Source organism: Buttiauxella cochleicola, from assembly GCF_021282435.1.
In the GTDB taxonomy this organism is placed as follows: Bacteria; Pseudomonadota; Gammaproteobacteria; order Enterobacterales; family Enterobacteriaceae; genus Buttiauxella; species Buttiauxella massiliensis.
Genome location: NZ_JAJSOT010000004.1, coordinates 146,546 through 167,124, shown reverse-complemented (window position 1 = coordinate 167,124; position 20,579 = coordinate 146,546). Strand labels below are relative to the sequence as shown.

At 51.5% G+C, this 20,579-nt stretch carries 18 protein-coding genes; 10 read left to right on the top strand and 8 right to left on the bottom strand.

Annotation, left to right across the window (positions count from 1 at the left end):
• The first annotated feature begins 51 nt into the window (after positions 1 to 51).
• The 6 genes from LVQ77_RS11655 to LVQ77_RS11630 all read left to right on the top strand — a co-directional run bounded on the left by LVQ77_RS11655 (position 52) and on the right by LVQ77_RS11630 (position 6,248).
• On the top strand, positions 52 to 1,101 hold the full coding sequence (locus tag LVQ77_RS11655) for an ABC transporter permease (RefSeq protein WP_232904498.1): 1,050 nt from the start codon (positions 52 to 54) through the stop codon (positions 1,099 to 1,101).
• Positions 1,101 to 1,934 carry an ABC transporter permease gene (locus LVQ77_RS11650; protein ID WP_232864661.1) on the top strand — a complete coding sequence of 278 codons (834 nt, stop codon included), beginning with the start codon at positions 1,101 to 1,103 and terminating at the stop codon, positions 1,932 to 1,934. Before LVQ77_RS11655 ends, LVQ77_RS11650 begins: the two co-directional genes overlap by 1 nt.
• Complete coding sequence (locus LVQ77_RS11645) at positions 1,927 to 2,763, top strand: ABC transporter ATP-binding protein (protein WP_232904497.1); 837 nt, start codon at positions 1,927 to 1,929, stop codon at positions 2,761 to 2,763. Before LVQ77_RS11650 ends, LVQ77_RS11645 begins: the two co-directional genes overlap by 8 nt.
• Positions 2,750 to 3,472, top strand: coding sequence for an ABC transporter ATP-binding protein (locus LVQ77_RS11640; protein WP_232904496.1), 723 nt, complete (start codon positions 2,750 to 2,752; stop codon positions 3,470 to 3,472). The genes LVQ77_RS11645 and LVQ77_RS11640 overlap by 14 nt, the downstream gene beginning before the upstream one ends.
• Positions 3,473 to 3,724: 252 nt before the next feature.
• Positions 3,725 to 5,128, top strand: coding sequence for a putrescine aminotransferase (gene ygjG, locus LVQ77_RS11635; protein ID WP_232904495.1), 1,404 nt, complete (start codon positions 3,725 to 3,727; stop codon positions 5,126 to 5,128).
• Between the two features lie 145 nt (positions 5,129 to 5,273).
• The gene (locus tag LVQ77_RS11630) at positions 5,274 to 6,248 is read left to right on the top strand and encodes a WaaS/CpsH family glycosyltransferase (RefSeq protein WP_232904494.1); all 975 of its coding nucleotides are present in this window, start codon (positions 5,274 to 5,276) and stop codon (positions 6,246 to 6,248) included.
• A 67-nt stretch (positions 6,249 to 6,315) separates the two neighbouring features.
• Here the strand turns inward: LVQ77_RS11630 and lsrG are convergent, their stop codons facing one another.
• Genes lsrG through lsrA form a run of 6 tightly spaced genes read right to left on the bottom strand, consistent with a single transcriptional unit; the run spans position 6,316 to position 12,046 of the window.
• The gene (gene lsrG / locus LVQ77_RS11625) at positions 6,316 to 6,612 is read right to left on the bottom strand and encodes a (4S)-4-hydroxy-5-phosphonooxypentane-2,3-dione isomerase (protein ID WP_232904493.1); all 297 of its coding nucleotides are present in this window, start codon (positions 6,610 to 6,612) and stop codon (positions 6,316 to 6,318) included.
• Positions 6,609 to 7,499 carry a 3-hydroxy-5-phosphonooxypentane-2,4-dione thiolase gene (gene lsrF / locus LVQ77_RS11620; RefSeq protein WP_232904492.1) on the bottom strand — a complete coding sequence of 297 codons (891 nt, stop codon included), beginning with the start codon at positions 7,497 to 7,499 and terminating at the stop codon, positions 6,609 to 6,611. The genes lsrG and lsrF overlap by 4 nt, the downstream gene beginning before the upstream one ends.
• 10 nt (positions 7,500 to 7,509) lie before the next feature.
• On the bottom strand, positions 7,510 to 8,529 hold the full coding sequence (gene lsrB, locus LVQ77_RS11615; protein ID WP_232904491.1) for an autoinducer 2 ABC transporter substrate-binding protein LsrB: 1,020 nt from the start codon (positions 8,527 to 8,529) through the stop codon (positions 7,510 to 7,512).
• A gap of 2 nt (positions 8,530 to 8,531) precedes the next feature.
• Positions 8,532 to 9,536, bottom strand: a complete 1,005-nt coding sequence (gene lsrD / locus LVQ77_RS11610; RefSeq protein ID WP_232904490.1) for an autoinducer 2 ABC transporter permease LsrD — start codon at positions 9,534 to 9,536, stop codon at positions 8,532 to 8,534.
• Positions 9,537 to 10,568, bottom strand: coding sequence for an autoinducer 2 ABC transporter permease LsrC (gene lsrC / locus LVQ77_RS11605; protein WP_232864668.1), 1,032 nt, complete (start codon positions 10,566 to 10,568; stop codon positions 9,537 to 9,539).
• Complete coding sequence (lsrA, locus tag LVQ77_RS11600; RefSeq protein WP_232904591.1) at positions 10,565 to 12,046, bottom strand: autoinducer 2 ABC transporter ATP-binding protein LsrA; 1,482 nt, start codon at positions 12,044 to 12,046, stop codon at positions 10,565 to 10,567. The genes lsrC and lsrA overlap by 4 nt, the downstream gene beginning before the upstream one ends.
• Positions 12,047 to 12,277: 231 nt before the next feature.
• Here lsrA and lsrR point away from each other — a divergent pair, with 231 nt between their 5' ends.
• The 3 genes from lsrR (at position 12,278) to LVQ77_RS11585 (ending at position 17,087) form a co-directional block, all read left to right on the top strand.
• A complete protein-coding gene (gene lsrR / locus LVQ77_RS11595; RefSeq protein ID WP_232904489.1) occupies positions 12,278 to 13,249 on the top strand; it encodes a transcriptional regulator LsrR in 972 nt (323 codons plus the stop codon).
• A gap of 29 nt (positions 13,250 to 13,278) precedes the next feature.
• On the top strand, positions 13,279 to 14,859 hold the full coding sequence (gene lsrK / locus LVQ77_RS11590) for an autoinducer-2 kinase (RefSeq protein ID WP_232904488.1): 1,581 nt from the start codon (positions 13,279 to 13,281) through the stop codon (positions 14,857 to 14,859).
• Positions 14,860 to 15,068: 209 nt separating this feature from the next.
• Positions 15,069 to 17,087 (top strand): oxidoreductase, encoded by a 2,019-nt coding sequence (locus tag LVQ77_RS11585; protein ID WP_232904487.1) that lies wholly within the window; start codon positions 15,069 to 15,071, stop codon positions 17,085 to 17,087.
• Here LVQ77_RS11585 and rlmG read toward each other — a convergent pair.
• Complete coding sequence (gene rlmG / locus LVQ77_RS11580; protein ID WP_232904486.1) at positions 17,084 to 18,220, bottom strand: 23S rRNA (guanine(1835)-N(2))-methyltransferase RlmG; 1,137 nt, start codon at positions 18,218 to 18,220, stop codon at positions 17,084 to 17,086. The two genes, LVQ77_RS11585 and rlmG, sit on opposite strands and share 4 nt — an antisense overlap.
• A gap of 116 nt (positions 18,221 to 18,336) precedes the next feature.
• Between rlmG and LVQ77_RS11575 the strand changes: the two genes are divergently transcribed.
• Positions 18,337 to 18,837, top strand: coding sequence for a M48 metallopeptidase family protein (locus tag LVQ77_RS11575; RefSeq protein WP_151993030.1), 501 nt, complete (start codon positions 18,337 to 18,339; stop codon positions 18,835 to 18,837).
• A 78-nt stretch (positions 18,838 to 18,915) separates the two neighbouring features.
• Here LVQ77_RS11575 and LVQ77_RS11570 read toward each other — a convergent pair whose 3' ends face one another.
• Positions 18,916 to 20,553, bottom strand: a complete 1,638-nt coding sequence (locus LVQ77_RS11570; protein WP_232904485.1) for a glycerone kinase — start codon at positions 20,551 to 20,553, stop codon at positions 18,916 to 18,918.
• Positions 20,554 to 20,579 lie beyond the last annotated feature (26 nt).

The window sequence follows — 20,579 nt, the reverse complement described above, 5'->3', positions numbered from 1 at the left end:
CTTATAGGGGGAAGGAGACAATCCGCGAAATATGTTTAAGAAGAGTTCCGCATGTCAGACATCTCCACCCTTTCAGCCTCGAGTCGCTTAAGCCGCTCATTGTTGACGCTGCTCCAGGGGCTGTTTACCCTGGCGCTAACGATTATCGGTTTACTGCTTATCACTTTTGCCCTGTCGGCACTTTCTCCAGTGGATCGTGTACTGCAAATCGTTGGCGATCATGCAAGCCAGGCCACTTACGATCAGGTGCGCCACCAGCTTGGTCTGGACCAGCCCCTTCCCGTTCAGTTCTGGCATTACCTGACCAGTCTTGCTCATGGAGATTTAGGCACCGCCAGCGCCACTGGGCAGCCTGTATTACACGATTTACTCGCCGCCTTCCCGGCAACACTTGAGCTTGCGACCCTCGCGCTGATTATTGGCAGCGTTATGGGCGTTATTTTTGGTGTGCTTTGTGCTCGATTTGCCGGCTCACCATGGGATTTAGCAGTACGCACGTTCACACTGCTTGGCAATTCAGTCCCTATCTTCTGGTTGGGTCTACTGATGCTGGCATTTTTCTATGCGCGGCTTCAATGGAGTGCCGGGCCGGGGCGTCTGGACGATATTTATCAGTACAGCGTGGAAGCCAAAACTGGCTTTGTGTTGGTCGATACCTGGCTATCTGGCGATCGTGATGCCTTCCTGAATGCTATCAATCACCTCACGTTACCCGTGTTACTACTTGCCTATTATTCGCTGGCCAGTATTACCCGCCTCACACGTACCGCTTGTCTGAGCGAAATGAACAAAGAGTACATCACGCTGGCACGCGCCAAAGGCGCCGGGGAGATGGCGATTCTGGTGCGCCATGTGCTGCCCAATATTCGCGGCACATTGTTTACGGTTATTGCGTTGGCGTACACCAGCATGCTTGAAGGTGCGGTACTGACTGAAACGGTCTTCTCCTGGCCGGGTATTGGGCGCTATCTCACCACCGCTCTATTTGCGGGCGACACCACAGCGATTATGGGCGGCACACTGTTGATTGGCGTGTCGTTTGTCATTATCAACAATCTGACTGACGTGCTGGTGCGTGTCACCGATCCGAGGGTGCGCTAATGCCGTCTTATCTCTTTTTACGCCGCACATTGCGCTCACCGGCGGCACTGTGCGGGTTAATCATCATTACCCTGCTAGTGCTGATTGCCATCTTCGCTCCGCTACTCGCACCGTTTGATCCGAACTGGCAGGATGCCGCAGCACGTCTGCAGGCACCCAATGCTCAGCACTGGTTGGGCACCGATAGCTATGGTCGCGACCTGCTCTCACGTCTGATTTATGGCTCACGCCCTGCTCTTGGCCTGGTGTTGCTGGTCACAGTGATAACGCTCCCCGTTGGGCTGCTGATCGGTATTCTTTCGGGCTATTACGGCGGTTGGCTGGAGCGGGTGTTAATGCGTTTTACCGACGTCGTTATGTCGATGCCACGCCTGATTCTGGCCTTTGCTTTTGTGGCAATGCTTGGCCCAGGCCTTGTGAATGGCGCTCTGGCGCTGGCACTCACCACCTGGCCTGCCTATGCACGTCAGGCGCGCAGCGAAATTCAGCGTCTGCGCCATAGCGACTATCTCGCCGCCGCAGAAATGATGGGAATTCGTGGAGCGCGCCTTTTAGCAGGTCACATTCTGCCGCTGTGTTTACCTTCGGCGATTGTGCGCCTGGCGCTCGACTTAGCCGGGATTATTCTAGCCGCAGCCGGGTTGGGTTTCTTAGGCCTGGGAGCCAGACCGCCGATGGCAGAATGGGGTTCGATGATCGCTGACGGTATGCAGGTTATTTTCGATCAGTGGTGGATTGCCGCAATTCCAGGTACCGCCATTTTGATTAGCAGCCTGGCGTTTAACTTACTGGGTGATGGATTGCGCGACGTGCTGGAGCCTGGAAATGACTGAGAATCGTATTGAAGTCAGTGGATTAAACATTGATTATCCGGGCGCTCGGGTCGTGAATAATCTCTCATTCACGCTAGGTAACGAACGACTGGCATTGGTAGGCGAATCGGGATCGGGTAAATCGATGACCGCCAGAGCGTTAATGGGTCTGGTGCGTAAACCGGGCAAGGTAAGCGCAACTCAGCTCAAAGTATTAGATAACGATCTGCTCAGTATGCGTAACCGTGACTGGCAACGCCTGCGTGGTAATGATATCGCGATGGTTTTACAAGACCCGCGCTACGCACTCAACCCGGTGAAAAGCGTTGCACAGCAAATTGATGAAGCACTGCGCTTGCATCAAAAGCTATCTGGTTCACAGCGCCGTGAGCGGATCCATGAAGTGATCGGCGCTGTTGGGTTACAGGAAAATGTGCTGTCACGCTACCCGGCAGAACTCTCCGGCGGCATGGGGCAACGCGTGATGATCGCAATCGCTCTGGTCAACAATCCAAAAGTATTGATCGCCGACGAACCGACTTCTGCGCTGGATGCTCGTCTGCGCAACCAGATTCTGGAACTGCTGGTTGAACAGTGCGAGCAGCGCCAGATGGCAATGTTGCTGATAAGCCACGATCTGCCGCTTGTTGCACAGCATTGCCAACGTGTACTGGTGATGTATCAGGGACAAAAAGTGGATGAGATGGCTGCCAGTCAGCTTGCCGCAGCAACACATCCTTATACCCGTACGCTCTGGACATGCCGCCCTAACGCGGCAACTTACGGCATGATGCTACCGACTTTAGACCGCAGCCAGAATTTACAGGGAGAACATCATGGCGATCGTTGAAGTCAGTAATCTATGCGTGCAATTTAGCGCGAAAGGCCAGACCAAAACCGCCGTTCGCGATGCCAGTTTCGCTATTAACGCAGGGGAAACATTCAGTTTAATTGGCGCGTCGGGGTGTGGGAAATCTACTATTTTGCGCGTCCTTGCGGGTTTACAACGCGAGTGGCAAGGTGGCGTAAAACTGCTGGATGGGGTAATTAAACCCGGCGTGCGTTTTCAGGGTGATTTGCGCCGCAACGTGCAAATGGTGTTTCAGGACCCGTATGCCTCTTTGCATCCTAATCACAACATTTACCGCACGCTTGCTGAGCCGCTAATGATTCATGGGGAAGTGCAAATAGCCGATCGCGTGGAAGAGGCGCTCCTACAGGTAGGGCTACCAACGGATGCAATGAAGCGCTATCCGCACCAGCTTTCCGGCGGGCAGCGCCAACGTGTCGCTATTGCGCGAGCACTGCTGCTGCGGCCTAAAATTCTGCTGCTTGATGAACCCACTTCGGCACTCGATATGTCCGTGCAGGCCGAAATTCTCAATCTGTTAAATCGCCTCAAACAACAGTTCGGCATGACCTATCTACTCGTTAGCCATGATGCCGATGTGATCGCGCATATGTCGGACCGCGCAGCATATATGGCAGGCGGCGTCATTAAACATGAGTTTGACCGCGCCGCTCTGGTGCGAGGCGAGCACCGCATGGATGCCGCGTAAGCGGCAACCTGTAAACGCACCAATAAGCAGCATGACGCATGGTTATGGTGCAATAAAACCAGATATCACATAGCAAACTCGCCTCTGACCAGCATATTTAGCCGCAAAACGTGACTCTTTGTGATTAATTATTACGCAATCCCAAATCCTCCAGATCGTTTATCCTGATTTTTGTTAGGGGAAGCGAAGTGGCGTATTCCCTGCAATACTTGTTATGTGTATCGCGTGATACGCCATTCCCAGGAGCACATTTTGAACAGGTTACCGACTAGCGCTTCGGCTCTTGCCTGCACAGCGCACGCTTTGAACATCATCGAAAAGAAGACACTCACCCATGAGGAGATGAAAGCGCTAAACCGAGAGGTTATCGAAAACTTCCAACAGCATGTGAATCCGGGTTTTCTTGAGTATCGCAAATCAGTGACCGCCGGCGGGGATTACGGAGCCGTAGAGTGGCAAGCGAGTAGTTTAAATACGCTTGTCGACACCCAGGGTAAGGAATATTTAGATTGTCTGGGTGGGTTCGGCATTTTTAACGTGGGGCACCGTAATCCAACAGTGGTATCCGCCGTACAGCATCAGCTAGAAAAACAACCCCTGCACAGTCAGGAGCTGCTCGACCCTTTACGGGCGATGCTTGCCAAAACACTCGCGACCCTCACTCCGGGTAAACTCAAATACAGCTTCTTTAGCAACAGCGGTACAGAATCGGTTGAAGCCGCGATTAAACTCGCCAAGGCCTATCAATCTCCACGCGGGAAATTTACCTTTATCGCAGCCAGTGGCGCATTTCATGGCAAATCTCTCGGGGCGTTGTCAGCAACAGCAAAATCGGCTTTCCGTAAACCGTTTATGCCGTTACTTCCGGGTTTCAGGCATGTTCCATTCGGCAATATAGACGCGATGCGCACTATGTTAAGCGAATGCCGTAAAACCGGCGATGATGTCGCAGCCGTAATCCTTGAACCTATTCAAGGTGAAGGCGGCGTGATTATCCCACCAGCCGGGTATTTGCCTGCGGTGCGTAAGCTTTGCGACGAATTTGGCGCACTACTGATTTTTGATGAAGTGCAAACCGGTATGGGACGTACGGGCAAAATGTTCGCCTGTGAACATGAGAACGTGCAGCCTGATATTTTATGCCTCGCCAAAGCACTCGGCGGTGGCGTAATGCCGATTGGTGCCACCGTTGCGACAGAAGAAGTATTTTCTGTGCTGTTTGATAATCCTTTCCTGCACACCACAACATTTGGCGGCAACCCGCTGGCCTGCGCGGCTGCACTTGCAACCATTCATGTGCTGCTTGAGCAGAATCTACCGGCACAAGCGCAACAGAAAGGACAACTATTGGTGGATGGCTTCCAGGCTCTGAAACGCGAGTTTCCGGAACTGGTGGTTGATGCGCGCGGGCAAGGTTTGTTGATTGCCATCGAGTTTAGCGACAACGAAATTGGCTATAACTTTGCCAGCGAAATGTTCCGCCAGCAGGTGCTGGTCGCCGGAACGCTCAACAATTCGAAAACCATTCGTGTTGAGCCTCCACTGACTATCACGATTGAGCAGTGTGAACATGTGTTGGGCTGTGCGAGGAAGGCTTTGGAAAGCCTGAAAAGAGTTAACCCACAAAAAGACATTAATAATATGGCTTTCGGTTAACATAAGTTGTGGTCACGGTATTGGATGTTATTTATATCTGAAATCGTGACCACTACATTTTTCATGTTGAAAGAAAAGATCCCCAGATACGAGAAATATTTTATAGTACAATACCCTCTCATTTAAAGTGAGAGATGAATTTCAGATGCGTATCTTTTTTGTTGAGTGGAATGCAGAACATGGAAAGTTAATGATTGATAATTTATCGTCTCAATATGACACAGTAAAAATATCACGCGTACTGCACAGATATAAAACCATTCAAAAATATATTCATTTCAGCTTCTTGAAAAAACTACATACAAAAGCTCACGCAGCTTTGAAGTTCAAAAAAATAACCAAAAATGATCTTGTTATTTGTACAGGTTACAGTGCCCTGGCAATAATTGATATTGTAGCCACCATACCATGCAAGAAGATAATTATTGTCCGTGACACCATTGAAAAATTGAATTATCACATGCGTAAAAAAGGTTTACTCACTCAGCATGAGAGTTATTTAGGTAAAATCAGAACTGTATTTAACAATGTCTACAGCTTTGATCAACTTGATTGCATAAATCACAATATGAAATTTTTACCACAATTCATCAGCTTTACCTCTCAACAGTTTCTTTCTTACTTACCATGCAATATGGAAAATCACTCAAAAGAGTGTTTCTATGTAGGTGGATATGATACATACCGCGCTGACACACTAAATAAAATACATTCAATTATCAGCAAGTTATATTATAACACTGATTTTTATTTAGTGACTAAAAACAATGCGGAAAAATATCCAACTTGTTGTAAAAACGTAAGCCTATCTTATCAAGAAAACCTAGAAAAAATAAAGAACTGCGAAATACTGGTTGAAATAAATAGACTGGGACAGGCAGGACTTACACTACGTGCTCTTGAGGCATTATTTTTCAATAAAAAACTGATAACAACTAATGTTGAAATAAAAAAATGTGATTTCTACTCACCTGATCGGATTTTTATATGGGATGTAGATTCTATAGATAATCTTGCCACCTTTATGAACCAAACTTTGGCTCCTATAGATGCTAAGTTAATGAAAAGCTATACAGCAGACACCATGATAGAGAAATTAATAAACGACAACTCAATTTGAGTACTGTTCTGTTTAGCACTCGAAAAATCGCCGCAAAAATCTGCGGCGTTATACATTTTCATAGAAATTAGTTTTTTGGCAATAACCCCACAAAACTCCGCTTCTGACGCGGTTCTGACATCATCCCTTTAAGCTTATCAACACACGCTAAGTAATGCGGCGTTTGCTTATGCGCCAGCACGGCTTCATCGTTTTGATACGCCTCGTAGATAAAAAATCGCGTTGCGACTTCAGGGTCCTGCAACACATCAAAACGCAGATTCCCCGGTTCTTTGATTGAGCCTTCATGATTGGCGCGGAACACGTCCATAAACTCGTCCACACGCTCCGGTTTAATATTAATTTCCACCAGCGTCACGTTCATGCCTTGCCTCCATGGTGTTTTTCATCCAGCCAGAATTGATACGCTTCGCGGGCGGGAACATTTTCATGCACCACCTTTTTCACCGCTTTTAGCATGGCGAGCGGCGCGTCTGACTGGAAGATATTACGCCCCATATCCACGCCCGATGCGCCCTGATCGATGGCCCGGAAACACATATCCAGCGCCTCTTGTTCCGGCAATTTTTTACCCCCGGCGATAACAATTGGCACCGGGCAACTGGCAGCAACCTTCTCGAAACCCTCTTCGACAAAATAGGTTTTCACAAACTGCGCCCCAATTTCTGCAGCGATTCGGCTGGCGAGCGAGAAATAACGCGCATCACGCGCCATCTCCTTACCCACACCGGTTACAGCGAGAGTTGGAATGCCATAGCGTGTGCCTTCGTCCACCAGCTTGATGATGTTGTTGATCGACTGATGCTCGTATTCACTGCCGATATAAATCTGCGCCGCCACCGCACAGGCGTTGAGGCGCAGCGCATCCTCCATAGTCACAGCCACACTTTCACGCGACAATTCACTGAGAATCGAATTCCCGCCAGAGGCGCGTAACACCACCGGTTTGTTGGTAGCAGGCGGCACAACGCTGCGCAGTATTCCGCGTGTACACATCAGCACGTCCGTTTCCGGGAATAGAGGAGCGATAGATAAATCAATGCGCTCAAGGCCCGTCGTCGGCCCCTGGAAATAACCGTGATCAAACGCCAGCATCACGGTGCGCCCGGAATCAGGGTTAAAGATTCGCGCCAGGCGCGACTGCATTCCCCAGTCCAGCGCCCCGCTGCCCTTCAGGTAAAACGCTTTGTTCTCCTGAGGACGGCCAATGCCGTAATCTTTGCCTTCGCGGATATCATCAAGATCTGCCATTTTTCCCTCCTCAGAAGTCGTATTTACCGATGTTCTCTTTGGTGAACACTACGCGCTCCGGCAGCAGCACAATACCGTTGCCTTTCGCTTCATACTGATAGCCCTGTACGCTATTCGGCTCGACTTTCAGGCTGCCAATTTTAGCCACATCAACAGTGTCACCAACGTTAAGATCGCCCTTTTTCAGCAGCGTATTTGCGACGTTCACCGCAATTTCACCCTGTTGCACTACGTCCCACAGGCCAAAGGCTTTCACCGTTCCGCGTTCAACATACGGGCGCATGACGTTCGGCGTGCTGAAACCGACAATCGTCACATTGGTGCGTTTCAGGTTTTCAGCAGCCTGTGCGGCAGCAGGTAATGCGTTAGCATCGGGCGCAATGATCGCATCCAGATCCGGGTACGCTTTTAAGATCCCTTCGGCAGTTTGCAGAGATTTGGTGGCATCGTTATAGCCAAACTGTGTGGTGACGATTTCCCATTCTGGATGATCCTTCGCAATCTTCGCTTTTGCCTCTTTCACCCATTGGTTTTGATCCGTCACCGTTGGGCTCGAGTAGAAGAATGCAACTTTGGCAGCAGGTTTAGTAACTTGTTTGTCCGCCATATCCACCAGCATGCCACCGAGCTGTTGCGGCGTTCCCTGGTTGATGTAAATACTGCGGCATTCAGGTTTAGTATCAGAGTCCCAGGTCAGCACTTTTACCCCGCGCTGCATGGCGCGTTTAAGCGCAGGGCACAGCCCATCTGGCGAAACCGCTGAGACAATAATCGCGTTATAACCCTGATTGACGAAGTTGTTGATAAGCTGCACCTGGCCGGAGACGCTTGGTTCAGTTGGCCCATCGTAAGTCACCGGAACACCGAGATCTTTGCCCGCCTGCATCGCGCCATTGCCACCGCTGGTAAAGAAGCCCACGCCAACCAGTTTTGGAATAAAGGCAATCCTGTCGGCGGCTTGCACACTAAACACACCAAAGGCTAATGCCCATGCACTGAGTTGCAGGACGCGTTTTGTTGTCTGCTTCATAATCACACTCCCGTTAGTTTTCTTTTACCGCGCAAACGACGCCACGCCGCTTGTAGATATTCGCGGTGCAAACTCACCGAACGACCAATGACCACCACAATCAACAGCGCACCGGACAACGCACTCGATACCTGATTAGGCACGCCAGCCATCTGTAAACCTTGTTGCAAATACCCCACCAACAGAGCCGCCAGTGCTGTTCCCAAAATCGAACCGGAACCGCCATAAATATTCGCCCCACCCAGCACTGCCGCCGTTAAAGCAGGCATTAACAAATCGCGCCCTAAATCAGAACGCGCCGAGCCGAAATACGAAACCAGCACAATCGCCGCAATAGCTGACGCCAACCCCACCATGCCGTAGACGCCATACAGTGAGCCGTTCACCGGTAATGCCGCATAACGCGCCGCTCGCGGGTTTTGGCCAATCAGAAAAATATGGCGACCAAAGCGTGCGCGGTGGGTCAGTAGCCAGAAAATCAGCGTGATAACGGCAAACATCACCAGCGGAATGGGGAGACCGAAAAGCGTCAGATTGGCAAAGTTGGTAAATGCATCCGGAAAGCCACCAATACCTTCATAACCCGTCGCACCCGCCATACCGGAAAGCAGCAATGCCGCTCCGCCGAACAGATAAAGCGTGCCGAGCGTGATAACCAGCGGGCTGATGCCGGTGTAGTGAATCAATGCCGCATTAAACAATCCGCACAGCAGGCCGACTGCCAGGGTCAAAATTATGGCTACAGATATTGGCAAACCCGCCTGCAACATCACCCCCAGCGCAATAGCGCACAGGCCAATCGTTGAACCCAGCGAAATATCAATGCCACCGCTGATGATCACAAGCGTCAGCGGCAGCGCCACTATGCCGATGCAGATAAAATCGCTGGTGCTAAACAGCAGCATATTGATGTCTAACATGCGTGGGTTAATTGCACCGAACAGCAGAATTTCTGCCACCAGAATCAGCAATAGCGCCACTTCCCAGTTAAGTTTCAGCTTGCTCATTTACGCTACATCCTTCTTCTTGCGCGGAAAAGGCCGCACGTTTTTAGCCCCCGGTAATGGCGGTACAAAACGGCTGTATTTTTGCGCCCGCTGATGGCGCGCCAGTGCCTGGCGTAACCGCCCATCAAGCACTAGTACGCCGAGTAAAACCAGACCTGCAATAAAGTCATTCCACCAGGCAGGGAGTTTGAAGAGCACCAGAACAGTGTCGATTTGCGTGAGGAAAAATGCGCCGAGAAATGCACCAATGACCGTTCCAGTACCACCAAGCAGAGAGATACCGCCCAGCACACAAGCTGCGATAGCTTTCATCTCCAGCCCGCTGCCGGTTTGATTAGGTACAAAGCCAATTTGCGAAGCGAAGATAATCCCGGCGATAGCCGCCAGCATGCCATTGAAAGTGAATGCCATAAGACGGGTGCGGTTTACCGAAACACCAAGCTGGCGAGCAGCGGCCAGGTTGTCGCCAACAGCGTAAAAATCACGCCCGAAAGCGGTTCGTGCAAATACCCAGGCAGCGATAGCCACTAAAGCAAGAACCGTAAAACCAAGCGGGGAAATCCCCAAAGCGACGGGTTCGGAGAGCGATTTCAGATTAGGGGGCAGTCCTTCAATCCATTTGCCTCCTGTCCATAACAACATACCGCCGCGATAAAGCCCGAGCGTACCAAGCGTTGCTACAATCGCGGGAATGCGCAGCCAGACGACTAAAATCCCATTAAAGAAACCCGCCACCGCGCCAATCAACAAGGCAAAAAGCATCGATACCGGCAAGCTGAAGCCGCTGTTAAGCGCCACGCCGACAGCAATTGCACACAGCCCTACAGTAGACCCCACGGAGACGTCGATATTGCGCGTCAGCATCACCATCGAAGCCCCTACCGCCAGTAGGATCAGGATCTGAGCGCTGGTGAATATCATGCTTAGCGTTTGCAAGCTGAAGTAACTGTGATTGAGTCCGACCAACACGCCAAATAGGGCAACTATCGCCAGCAGCGCGCTGAGTTCACGGTTGCGCAGCAATGTTTTCATGCTTTACCTCCGCCAAACGCCATACTCATCATGCGATCCACAGTGATTGCTGGCTTACGTAGCTCACCATTCATGGCACCCTGGTGCATCACCAGCACGCGATCCGCAAGCCCGCTGAATTCATCAAGATCGGATGAGATCATCAGCACCGCAACATTTTGCGCCGCCACACTTTTGATCAGCTGATAGATATCCGCTCGCGCCGCCACATCCACACCGCGCGTTGGCTCATCAATGATGAGCAGCAGCGGATTGGCTTCAAGGCATCGCGCCAGCAGGACTTTTTGCTGGTTGCCACCGGAAAGCGTGCGCACCGTCTGCCCGGCATCGTTGAGTTTGATCCCTAGCGCCCGGTGGTAACGTTCCACTATCGCGGACTCCCGCCTGCTTTGTTGCCACAGGCCCGACTCATTCAGCACCACTGTATTCCAGCGGATCGGCGCATCAAGGAATAGCCCGGAAACCTGGCGATCCTCTGGCAAGTAAATCAGTCCACGATCTAGCCGTGATTTGGTACGATCTCCGCTGATTTCACGATTTTCTAAATAAATATGCCCACCGCGAACCGGGCGTAAACCATAGAGCGTTTCTGCCAGTTCAGTACGCCCGGAGCCCACCAGTCCGGCCAGGCCTACGATCTCACCTGCATACAGTTCAAAACTAAGATCGATAAATCCCTCACCGGTCAGCTCCTCTACGCGCAGTACCGGAAAATCCTGTGGTTCGGTGCGACGATTTCCCGGCAATGCCAGCCACAATTTTTGTGTATCGCTTAACGCGTGTTGGCGATCGTTCGGTGTCATGGCGTTGATCAGCTGCTCATCAAGAAGCTGTGCAGTTTCACCTTGTAACACTACGGCACCGTCACGCATCACTGAGATATGGCTGGCAAGCTGGCGAATTTCCGGCAATTTGTGGGAGATAAACACAATGCCCACTCCAAGACTTTGCAAAGCGCGGATCTGGCGAAATAGCCGTTCGGTTTCGCCAGGTGTAAGGGACGCGGTAGGCTCGTCCAGGATCAGGATCTTCGCCTCACGCATTAAACCACGCAGGATCTCGACCATCTGTTGATCGGCCACTTCCAGCGTGCTGGCTGTAGCGTTAAGTGGGATCTGACATTCAAGCTGCTGCATTTTCTCTTGCAGGCGCTTTTCCATATCGTTTAGCCGCGGCAGCCGAAAAAGGATGTTCTCGCGCACCGTCAGATTGGGGAACAGCATCGGTTCCTGTGGCACAAGGTAAATGCCTAACTCATGCGCCTGACCTGGTTTGAGCCGCCCAAATGCTTTGCCTTGTACCTTCAGTTCACCGCTATCTGGGGTTTCCACACCGGCAAAAATCTTCATCAGTGTGGATTTCCCTGCCCCATTACCGCCCAGCAATGCGTGGACTTGCCCTGCATACAGAGCAAAATCAATAGCTTTGAGCACGCTCACACCAGAAAACTGTTTGCTTATCTGTTGTGCTTCAAGCATTGCGGTGGTGTTTGGCATCGTCACTCCACAATTGAACAAAAGAGAAATTGAATTAATAATGTTCAAAAGCGTAGACGCCGGGTAATTTTTACAACAGGGCAGAGATCACAAAATTTTTAAATAGATCAGCTAAACCATTTGCATCTGAAAATGATCTTTTTGCCGTGTGCCTCACATTTTCTTACCCCGCACCTTCGAACATATGATCTAAATTTTAATAAGAGTTCACTTATGAGCGATAAACGAGCAGCAGATGAAGGGAAACTAGCAGCACTCCCAATGGCCGAAGAAGAGCTATTGGCACGCGTGGCCTGGTCTTACTACCACGACGGCCTGACACAGAATGACATTGGTGAGCGGCTAGGGCTGCCACGTTTAAAGATTTCACGCCTGCTGGAGAAAGGGCGTCAATCTGGGGTGATTCGCGTACAGATTAACTCGCGTTTTGAAGGATGCCTGGCACTGGAAACCCAGTTGCAGCAGCGATTCGGCCTCAAAATTGCGCGTGTACTTCCCGCGCATAACACCCCGCCGATGAACACGCGGTTAGGCATTGGCGCAGCACAATCACTGATGGGGATTCTGGAACCTGGGCAGTTGCTGGCGGTGGGATTTGGTGAGGCAACGATGAATTGCCTACAACATTTGAGTGGTTTTATCAGCTCGCAACAGATTCGTCTGGTGACGCTTTCCGGCGGTGTTGGGCCGTACATGACCGGCATCGGTCAATTGGATGCGGCATGTAGCGTTAGCATGATTCCGGCACCACTGCGGGTTTCATCGCCCCAAGTGGCAGAGATTTTACGCATGGAGTCGAGCGTGCGGGATGTCATTCTCGCAGCCACGGCTGCGGATGTCGCCGTGGTGGGTATCGGCGCTATCAACCAGAAGCGCGATGCGACCATCTTACGTTCCGGTTATATCAGCGAGGGAGAACAACTGATGTACGCCCGCAAAGGTGCTGTGGGCGATATTCTTGGCTATTTCCTGCAAGCGGATGGCGAACTGGTGGAAGCTCTGGAAATTCACCGCGAACTGCTTGGCGTAACGCTCGACGACCTGGCGCATCTCCCAACCATTGTGGGTGTCGCGGGAGGCGTGGACAAAGCGGACGCTATTTATGCCGCACTTCGAGGCCTGCGAATAAACGGCCTGGTGACGGAAGAAGAGACTGCGCGGGCGGTGTTAGCTTTGGCTGATTAACCTCTCGCCTTAGCTTGCGGGGATAATCAATGAGTTACTTGTTGGCATTAGACGCCGGGACGGGCAGTATTCGCGCCGTCATCTTTGATACTTCAGGCCACCAGATTGCCGTCGGCCAGGCTGAATGGAAACATCTAAGCATCACCGATGTCCCCGGATCGATGGAGTTTGATCTCTCAACCAACTGGCAGCTTGCCTGCCAGTGCATTCGTGAAGCTCTCCAAAAAGCACATCTTCCACCTGGTGCTATCAGTGCAGTTTCCTGCTGTTCAATGCGCGAAGGGATCGTGCTCTACGATCGTAACGGCGATCCTATCTGGGCATGTGCCAACGTTGATGCCCGCGCCAGCCGTGAAGTCAGCGAACTTAAAGAGATCCACGATTTCCAGTTTGAATCCGAGGTTTATCATGTTTCTGGTCAAACGCTGGCGCTAAGCGCGATGCCGCGCCTGTTGTGGCTTGCGCATCACCGTCCGGATATTTATCGCCAGGCCGCGACCGTGACCATGATCAGCGACTGGCTGGCAGCAAAACTCAGCGGCGAGCTGGCGGTTGATCCTTCTAATGCGGGTACAACAGGAATGCTCGATCTGGCGACTCGTGACTGGCAACCGTCACTGATGGATATGGCTGGATTGCGGGCAGATATTCTCTCGCCAGTTAAAGAAACCGGTACGGTACTTGGTGGTGTAACGCAAGAAGCGTCACAGCAGAGCGGTTTACTGGCTGGCACTCCGGTGGTTATGGGGGGTGGCGATGTACAGCTAGGTTGTGTCGGTCTTGGCGTAGTCCGCGCCGGACAGGCGGCAGTGTTAGGCGGCACGTTCTGGCAGCAGGTAGTGAATCTGCCAGCTATCAAAACCGATCCAGAGATGAATATCCGCATTAACCCGCATGTCATCAGCAACATGGTGCAGGCGGAATCCATCAGCTTCTTCACCGGCCTGACGATGCGTTGGTTCCGGGATGCCTTCTGCGCCGAAGAAAAACTGCTGGCAGAAAGGCTTGGCGTGGACACTTACTCCCTGCTCGAAGATATGGCTGCGCGAGTTCCTGCGGGCTCTCACGGCGTGATGCCGATTTTCTCCGACGCCATGCATTTCAAACAGTGGTATCACGCAGCACCGTCATTTATTAACCTCTCAATCGACCCCGAAAAATGCAATAAAGCGACACTATTCCGGGCATTAGAAGAGAATGCTGCGATTGTCTCTGCGTGCAATCTTGAGCAGATTTCCGGTTTTTCCGGCATCCAGTTTGAATCATTGGTATTTGCAGGCGGGGGTTCTAAAGGCGCGTTGTGGAGCCAGATCCTGAGTGATGTAACAGGGTTACCAGTGCGTGTGCCCGTCGTTAAAGAGGCGACGGCACTCGGTTGTGCTATTGCTGCGGGTGTCGGTGCTGGGTTGTTTAACGACCTTGCCGAAGCGGGTGAGCGTCTTGTGCAATGGCAACGCGAATTCACGCCAAATCGAGCGCACCGTGAGCTGTATGACGAGATGAAACGTAAATGGACGAAGGTGTATGCCGACCAGCTCACGCTGGTGGATAGCGGTTTAACCACTTCGATGTGGCAGGCTCCAGGTCTGGTGATGCGCCCTTCTCTTTGACGGAAAGGTCAGTTAGCTATGCCCTCTGGAATAAGAAGAAAATATCTTTTCCAGGGGGAAGATTTAAATCCTCTGCCCTTGCGGAAAACCTCATCGTTCTTTGAATCACGTCACAATCATCAGACAACTTTCCCACATTTACGCTACATCCCGCTAAATTACTAACTCATCCGACCACATAATAATAATGACCTTTTCAGGAAGAGAATATGAGCTATCCGTCGCTGTTTGCCCCGCTAGATCTGGGTTTCACCCAGCTTAAAAACCGTGTGCTGATGGGTTCGATGCATACCGGACTTGAAGAACATCCGAATGGTGCTGATCGTTTAGCCGCCTTTTATGCCGAGCGTGCGCGTCACGGTGTGGCATTGATTGTGACTGGCGGCATTGCCCCTTCCCCTTCAGGTGTTGGCGTGGAAAGCGGCGCTGTGCTCAACAATGAAAGCCAACTTGCTCATCACCAGGTCGTGACCGACGCCGTACACCGTGAAGGTGGGAAAATTGCCCTGCAAATCCTGCACACTGGGCGCTACAGCTACCAACCAAACCCAGTCGCCCCTTCCGCTATTCAGGCTCCAATTAACCGCTTTAAGCCGCATGCATTGACCCATGATGAAATCCTCACGCTGATTGAAGAGTTTGCTCAGTGCGCGAGCCTTGCGAAGCAAGCCGGATACGACGGCGTGGAAATCATGGGTTCCGAAGGTTATTTGATTAACCAGTTTCTGGCCGCAAGAACCAACCAGCGCGATGACGAGTGGGGTGGCGACTACACCCGACGCATGCGTTTTGCTATCGAAGTGGTACGCGCAGTTCGTGAAAGAGTTGGGATTAATTTCATAATTATTTACCGCCTGTCGATGCTCGATTTAGTAGAGGGTGGCGGTACTTTTGAAGAGGCTGTTCAGCTTGCCAAAGCCATTGAAAATGCAGGCGCGACGCTGATTAACACGGGTATTGGCTGGCACGAAGCGCGTATTCCAACCATTGCGACACCTGTGCCACGCGGTGCATTCAGTTGGGTCACGCGCAAACTAAAGGGCCAGGTTTCGATACCGTTGGTCACAACTAACCGAATTAACGATCCGCAAACAGCCGAAAAGATCCTTGCCGAAGGTGACGCCGATATGGTGTCGATGGCACGGCCATTCCTCGCCGATGCCGAGTTTGTTTCCAAAGCCGAGCAAGGGCGTGAAGATGAGATCAATACCTGCATCGGCTGTAATCAGGCGTGCCTGGATCAGATTTTCCTCGGCAAAGTCACTTCTTGCCTGGTGAACCCGCGCGCCTGCCATGAAACCAAAATGCCTGTTGTACCTGCCGCCGTGCTTAAAAACCTGGCTGTGGTGGGAGCCGGTCCCGCAGGACTCGCTTTTGCGATCAACGCCGCGGCACGTGGCCACAAAGTGACATTATTCGATGCCGCTTCAGAAATCGGTGGGCAGTTTAATATCGCCAAGCAGATCCCCGGCAAAGAGGAATTTTACGAAACGCTACGCTATTACCGCCGCATGCTGGGGCTGACGGGCGTTGAAGTTCGCCTTAATCAGTACGTCACCGCGCCAATGCTCAAAGAGTTCGACGAGGTTATTCTCGCCTGCGGCATCGAGCCACGCCTGCCGCTTATTGACGGCATCATGCATCCTAAAGTCCTCAATTACATCGATGTGCTACGCGAGAAAGCACCAGTGGGTAACCGTGTGGCAATCATCGGTGCTGGCGGGATTGGCTTTGATACCGCGATGTATTTAAGCCAGGAAGGGGAATCCACCAGCCAGAACATCGCAGAGTTTTGCGTGGAATGGGGTATCGATACTAGCCTGCAACATGCGGGCGGTTTACGCCCGGAAGGCGTACATCTGCATAAAAGCCCACGTCAGATTGTGATGCTACAACGCAAAACCAGTAAGCCTGGCGAAGGGTTGGGCAAAACAACAGGCTGGATCCATCGCACAACGCTGTTAGCGCGTGGCGTGAAAATGGTGGCGGGCGTGACTTACGAAAGAATTGACGATGAAGGGCTGCATATAACGGTCGGTGGAGAGCCGCAGACGCTGGCGGTCGATAACGTGATTATTTGTGCCGGTCAGGATTCGCGTCGTGAACTGGCAGAACCGTTACGCGAACTGGGGAAAACGCTGCATTTGATTGGTGGTGCGGATGTGGCGATGGAGCTGGATGCCCGGCGCGCAATCGCGCAGGGCACCCGTTTAGCGCTGGAAATTTAGCGAAGACGGCCTAGTTTCACGGCTTTTAATACGACGAATTTCTTGTTCGTAGCCACGGTGTCACAGTTACCGAAGATCTTCTTCAGTTTGTGGTAGTAATCCAGGTGGCGGTTAGCAACGATATACAGCTCGCCGCCATTTTGCAGGCAACGACGGGCGTGGTGGAACATTTCCCACGCAACCTGATCGGTCAGGGCATGCTGCTGATGGAACGGTGGGTTGCACAGAATGGTGTTAAAACGGTATGGCTCAACACCGGACAATGCGTTATTAATCATGAACTCGCAGCGTTCCAGGTTTTCTGGCATGTTGAATTCGATGTTCTTGCGGCTGGATGCCACGGCCATCGGTGATTCATCAACAAATACCACTTTTGCATCTGGGTTCTGCTCCAACAGGTGCAGGCCGACCACGCCGTTACCACAACCTAAATCAACAATTTCACCTTCAAGGCCTGTCGGCAGATTCTCAATAAAGAAGCGAGCACCAATATCCAGACCGGTACGGGAAAAGACGTTAGCGTGGTTATGAATCGTCCACGGCGTGCCTTCCAGTTTCCAGTTCAGCGTTTCGGGTACTTCTTTAATTGCCGGAGCATTGAACGTCGTGTTGATCAGACGCGCTTTTTTCCACGCAAGCGTCGTGGTGGTTGGCCCAAGAATCTTTTCAAACAACTCGATAGTTGAGTTGTGAATATCACGCGTTTTTGCACCCGCGATAATACGTGTTTCAGGGGTCACAACATGGCGCAACGCACGAAGCTGTTGCTCAAGCAGTGCCAGCGTTTTAGGGATCTTAATCAGAACCACGGCTGGCGCTTCCGGGTATTTAACGGTGCTATCAAGGAACGTTACGTTGGATTCAACGATGCCGTTCTCACGCAAGTTCTCACGGATAGCCAGTTCGCTAAGATATGAGTCACTGATGCTGTATGGCTTGTGTTCAGCCAGCACGCAAGACAGCGCCCCGAAAGTGTCGTTAAAAATCAGGACCGGGCCACTGATTTCGATTTCGTCCAGTTGCTGCAAAAGATAGTCATCGGCAGCTTCCCACGCCTGTAGTGGGTTAACGTCGTCCGTTTCTGGAAAACGTTTTAGTGTCAGTGAACGGAAACCGTCGTCTAATTGGCTCATCGGCCCTCCTGGATGGTAAAATTTCTGCTTATCCCCGAATGGGGGCGTGAGTATACCCTTTTTTTTCCTCAAACTGCGCAACTGCCTTTTGAAAGACGTCGAGCGAGCGAGATCTAATGAGCAATTTAACCTACCTTCAAGGCTATCCCGAGCATTTGCTCGCACAGGTCAGAACATTGATTGCGGAACAACGTCTGGGCGAGGTGCTGCAAAAACGGTATCCGGATACGCACAACATCACGACCGATAAAGCGCTATATGCGTGGACGCAAGATCTGAAGAACCAGTATCTGCGCAATGCGCCGCCGATTAATAAAGTCGCCTATGACAGCAAGATCCATGTTTTGAATAACGCGCTGGGTCTGCATACTGCGGTTTCGCGCGTTCAGGGGAACAAACTGAAAGCCAAAGCGGAGATTCGTGTCGCGACGGTATTTAAGAATGGGCCAGAAGCCTTTTTGCGCATGATTGTGGTTCACGAACTGGCGCACCTGAAAGAGAAAGATCACAACAAAGCATTCTATTCGCTGTGCTGCCATATGGAGCCGCAATATCACCAGTTGGAGTTTGATACTCGGCTTTGGTTAACGCAGATGGCATTGAACGGGCAGGCTTGAGCAACATCTATCTCCTGCCAAATCATGCAATTGTAGGTCGGATTAGCGCCAGCGACATCCGACACAATCACGATGCAATTACTTCAACCCGGCAAATACCGCCGCAATCGCCACCGCACCAGGATCTTTCACCCCTTTCAGGTTATCGCTGTTCACGTATGACGAGCGCCCGGCATTGGCTTTGTGCATTTGCGCCGTTGCCTCCGCACCATCTTGTGCAGCCTTCACAGCAGCGTTCAGGTCGCTATCTTTGAGCGCTTCAAGTGCAGGCTGCAAGGCATCAATTAAGGTACGATCTCCCAACTCGGCCCCACCGTAGCGCTTCATCTGCTCAAGGCCAAACAATAATGCATCTGCAATTTTTTTCTTTTTAGCGACTTTTTGCCCGGCTGCCGTGAAGAAAATAGACATCAGCACGCCGCTTGAACCCCCCATGACTGTTGCCAGGCGTTCTCCGACTAACTCCAGGAGTGCTGCGGTATCATTTAATGGCAGCTTTCCGTCATCGTTAAGCTGCGCGATATCTCGCGCCCCCAGTGCAAACGTGGAGCCGGTGTCACCATCGCCGACTTTAGCATCCAGGGCATTCAACACTTTTTCCTGCTCAATAAGCGTCTGCGTGATGTGGCCTACCAGTGCTTTAACCGTGTCGTTTTCCGACGGTTTTGCATGCGTTCCCTCGCGAATGACGCTGTGTTTTTGCATTGGCATCGCATGGAGTTTTACCATTGGGTGCCAGCCTGTGGTTTCGACATCCGCTTGCAGCGCTTTAATAAATGTCTCATTCAGAGCAATGGCCGAGAGCGAAAAACCTTTCATATCGAGCGCGGTAACCAGCGGTGCAGGGCCAATCAAATAATCGATTTGCTCTTTCATTTCTGAATGCATCAACTCTTTCGTCAGGATGGCCATTTCTAACGATGAAACTCCGCCCAGGTTGTTTACCAACACAGCCAGTCTTGCTTCTTTACCGATTTTCTTACGCAAATGTTTTACCAGCGTCGCCACTGTTTGCTGGCTGTTCTGGCTTGCAACGGTGCTTGCTCCGGGTTCGCCGTGAATACCCAGCCCTAACTCAACGTGACCGCCTTTGATGCGCCCTTCTTCCTCGTTTTGATCGGGAAGATTGCAGGTTTGCATGGCGACACCGATGCTGGCAATACTGTCGCAGGCACTTTGCGCGATGTCTCGAACATCACTCAATGATTTCCCCTGCTCTGCGGCAAAGCCCGCAATTTTATGGACCAGTACCGTCCCGGCAATTCCACGCGGCTGCTTGTTATCCGGCAACGAAATATCGTCACCAACAATAACCATCTCCACTTTCAGGCCGTGCTTTTTAGCTTTCTCGGCTGCCAGCCCGAAATTCAGGCGGTCACCGGTATAGTTTTTGACGATAAGCAGGCAACCACGGTCGCCGGTCACGGCCACAATGGCGTTTAATACCGCATCCACGCTCGGTGATGCGAACAGATCACCACATACCGCTGCGGTGAGCATCCCCTTACCAACAAAGCCTGCGTGCGCGGGTTCATGACCCGAACCACCGCCAGAAATAATCGCTACTTTGCTTTTGTTCCAGTCTTTACGCACCACCACGCGAATAGCGGGATCGGTATCTAACCGGGCCAGGTTATGAAAACGAGAGCTGATGATGACGCCTTCGATGGCATCGTTGACCATTTGCTGACGGTCATTAAAGAAGAATCTGGACATAGTTTCCCAACAATAAGTAATACATA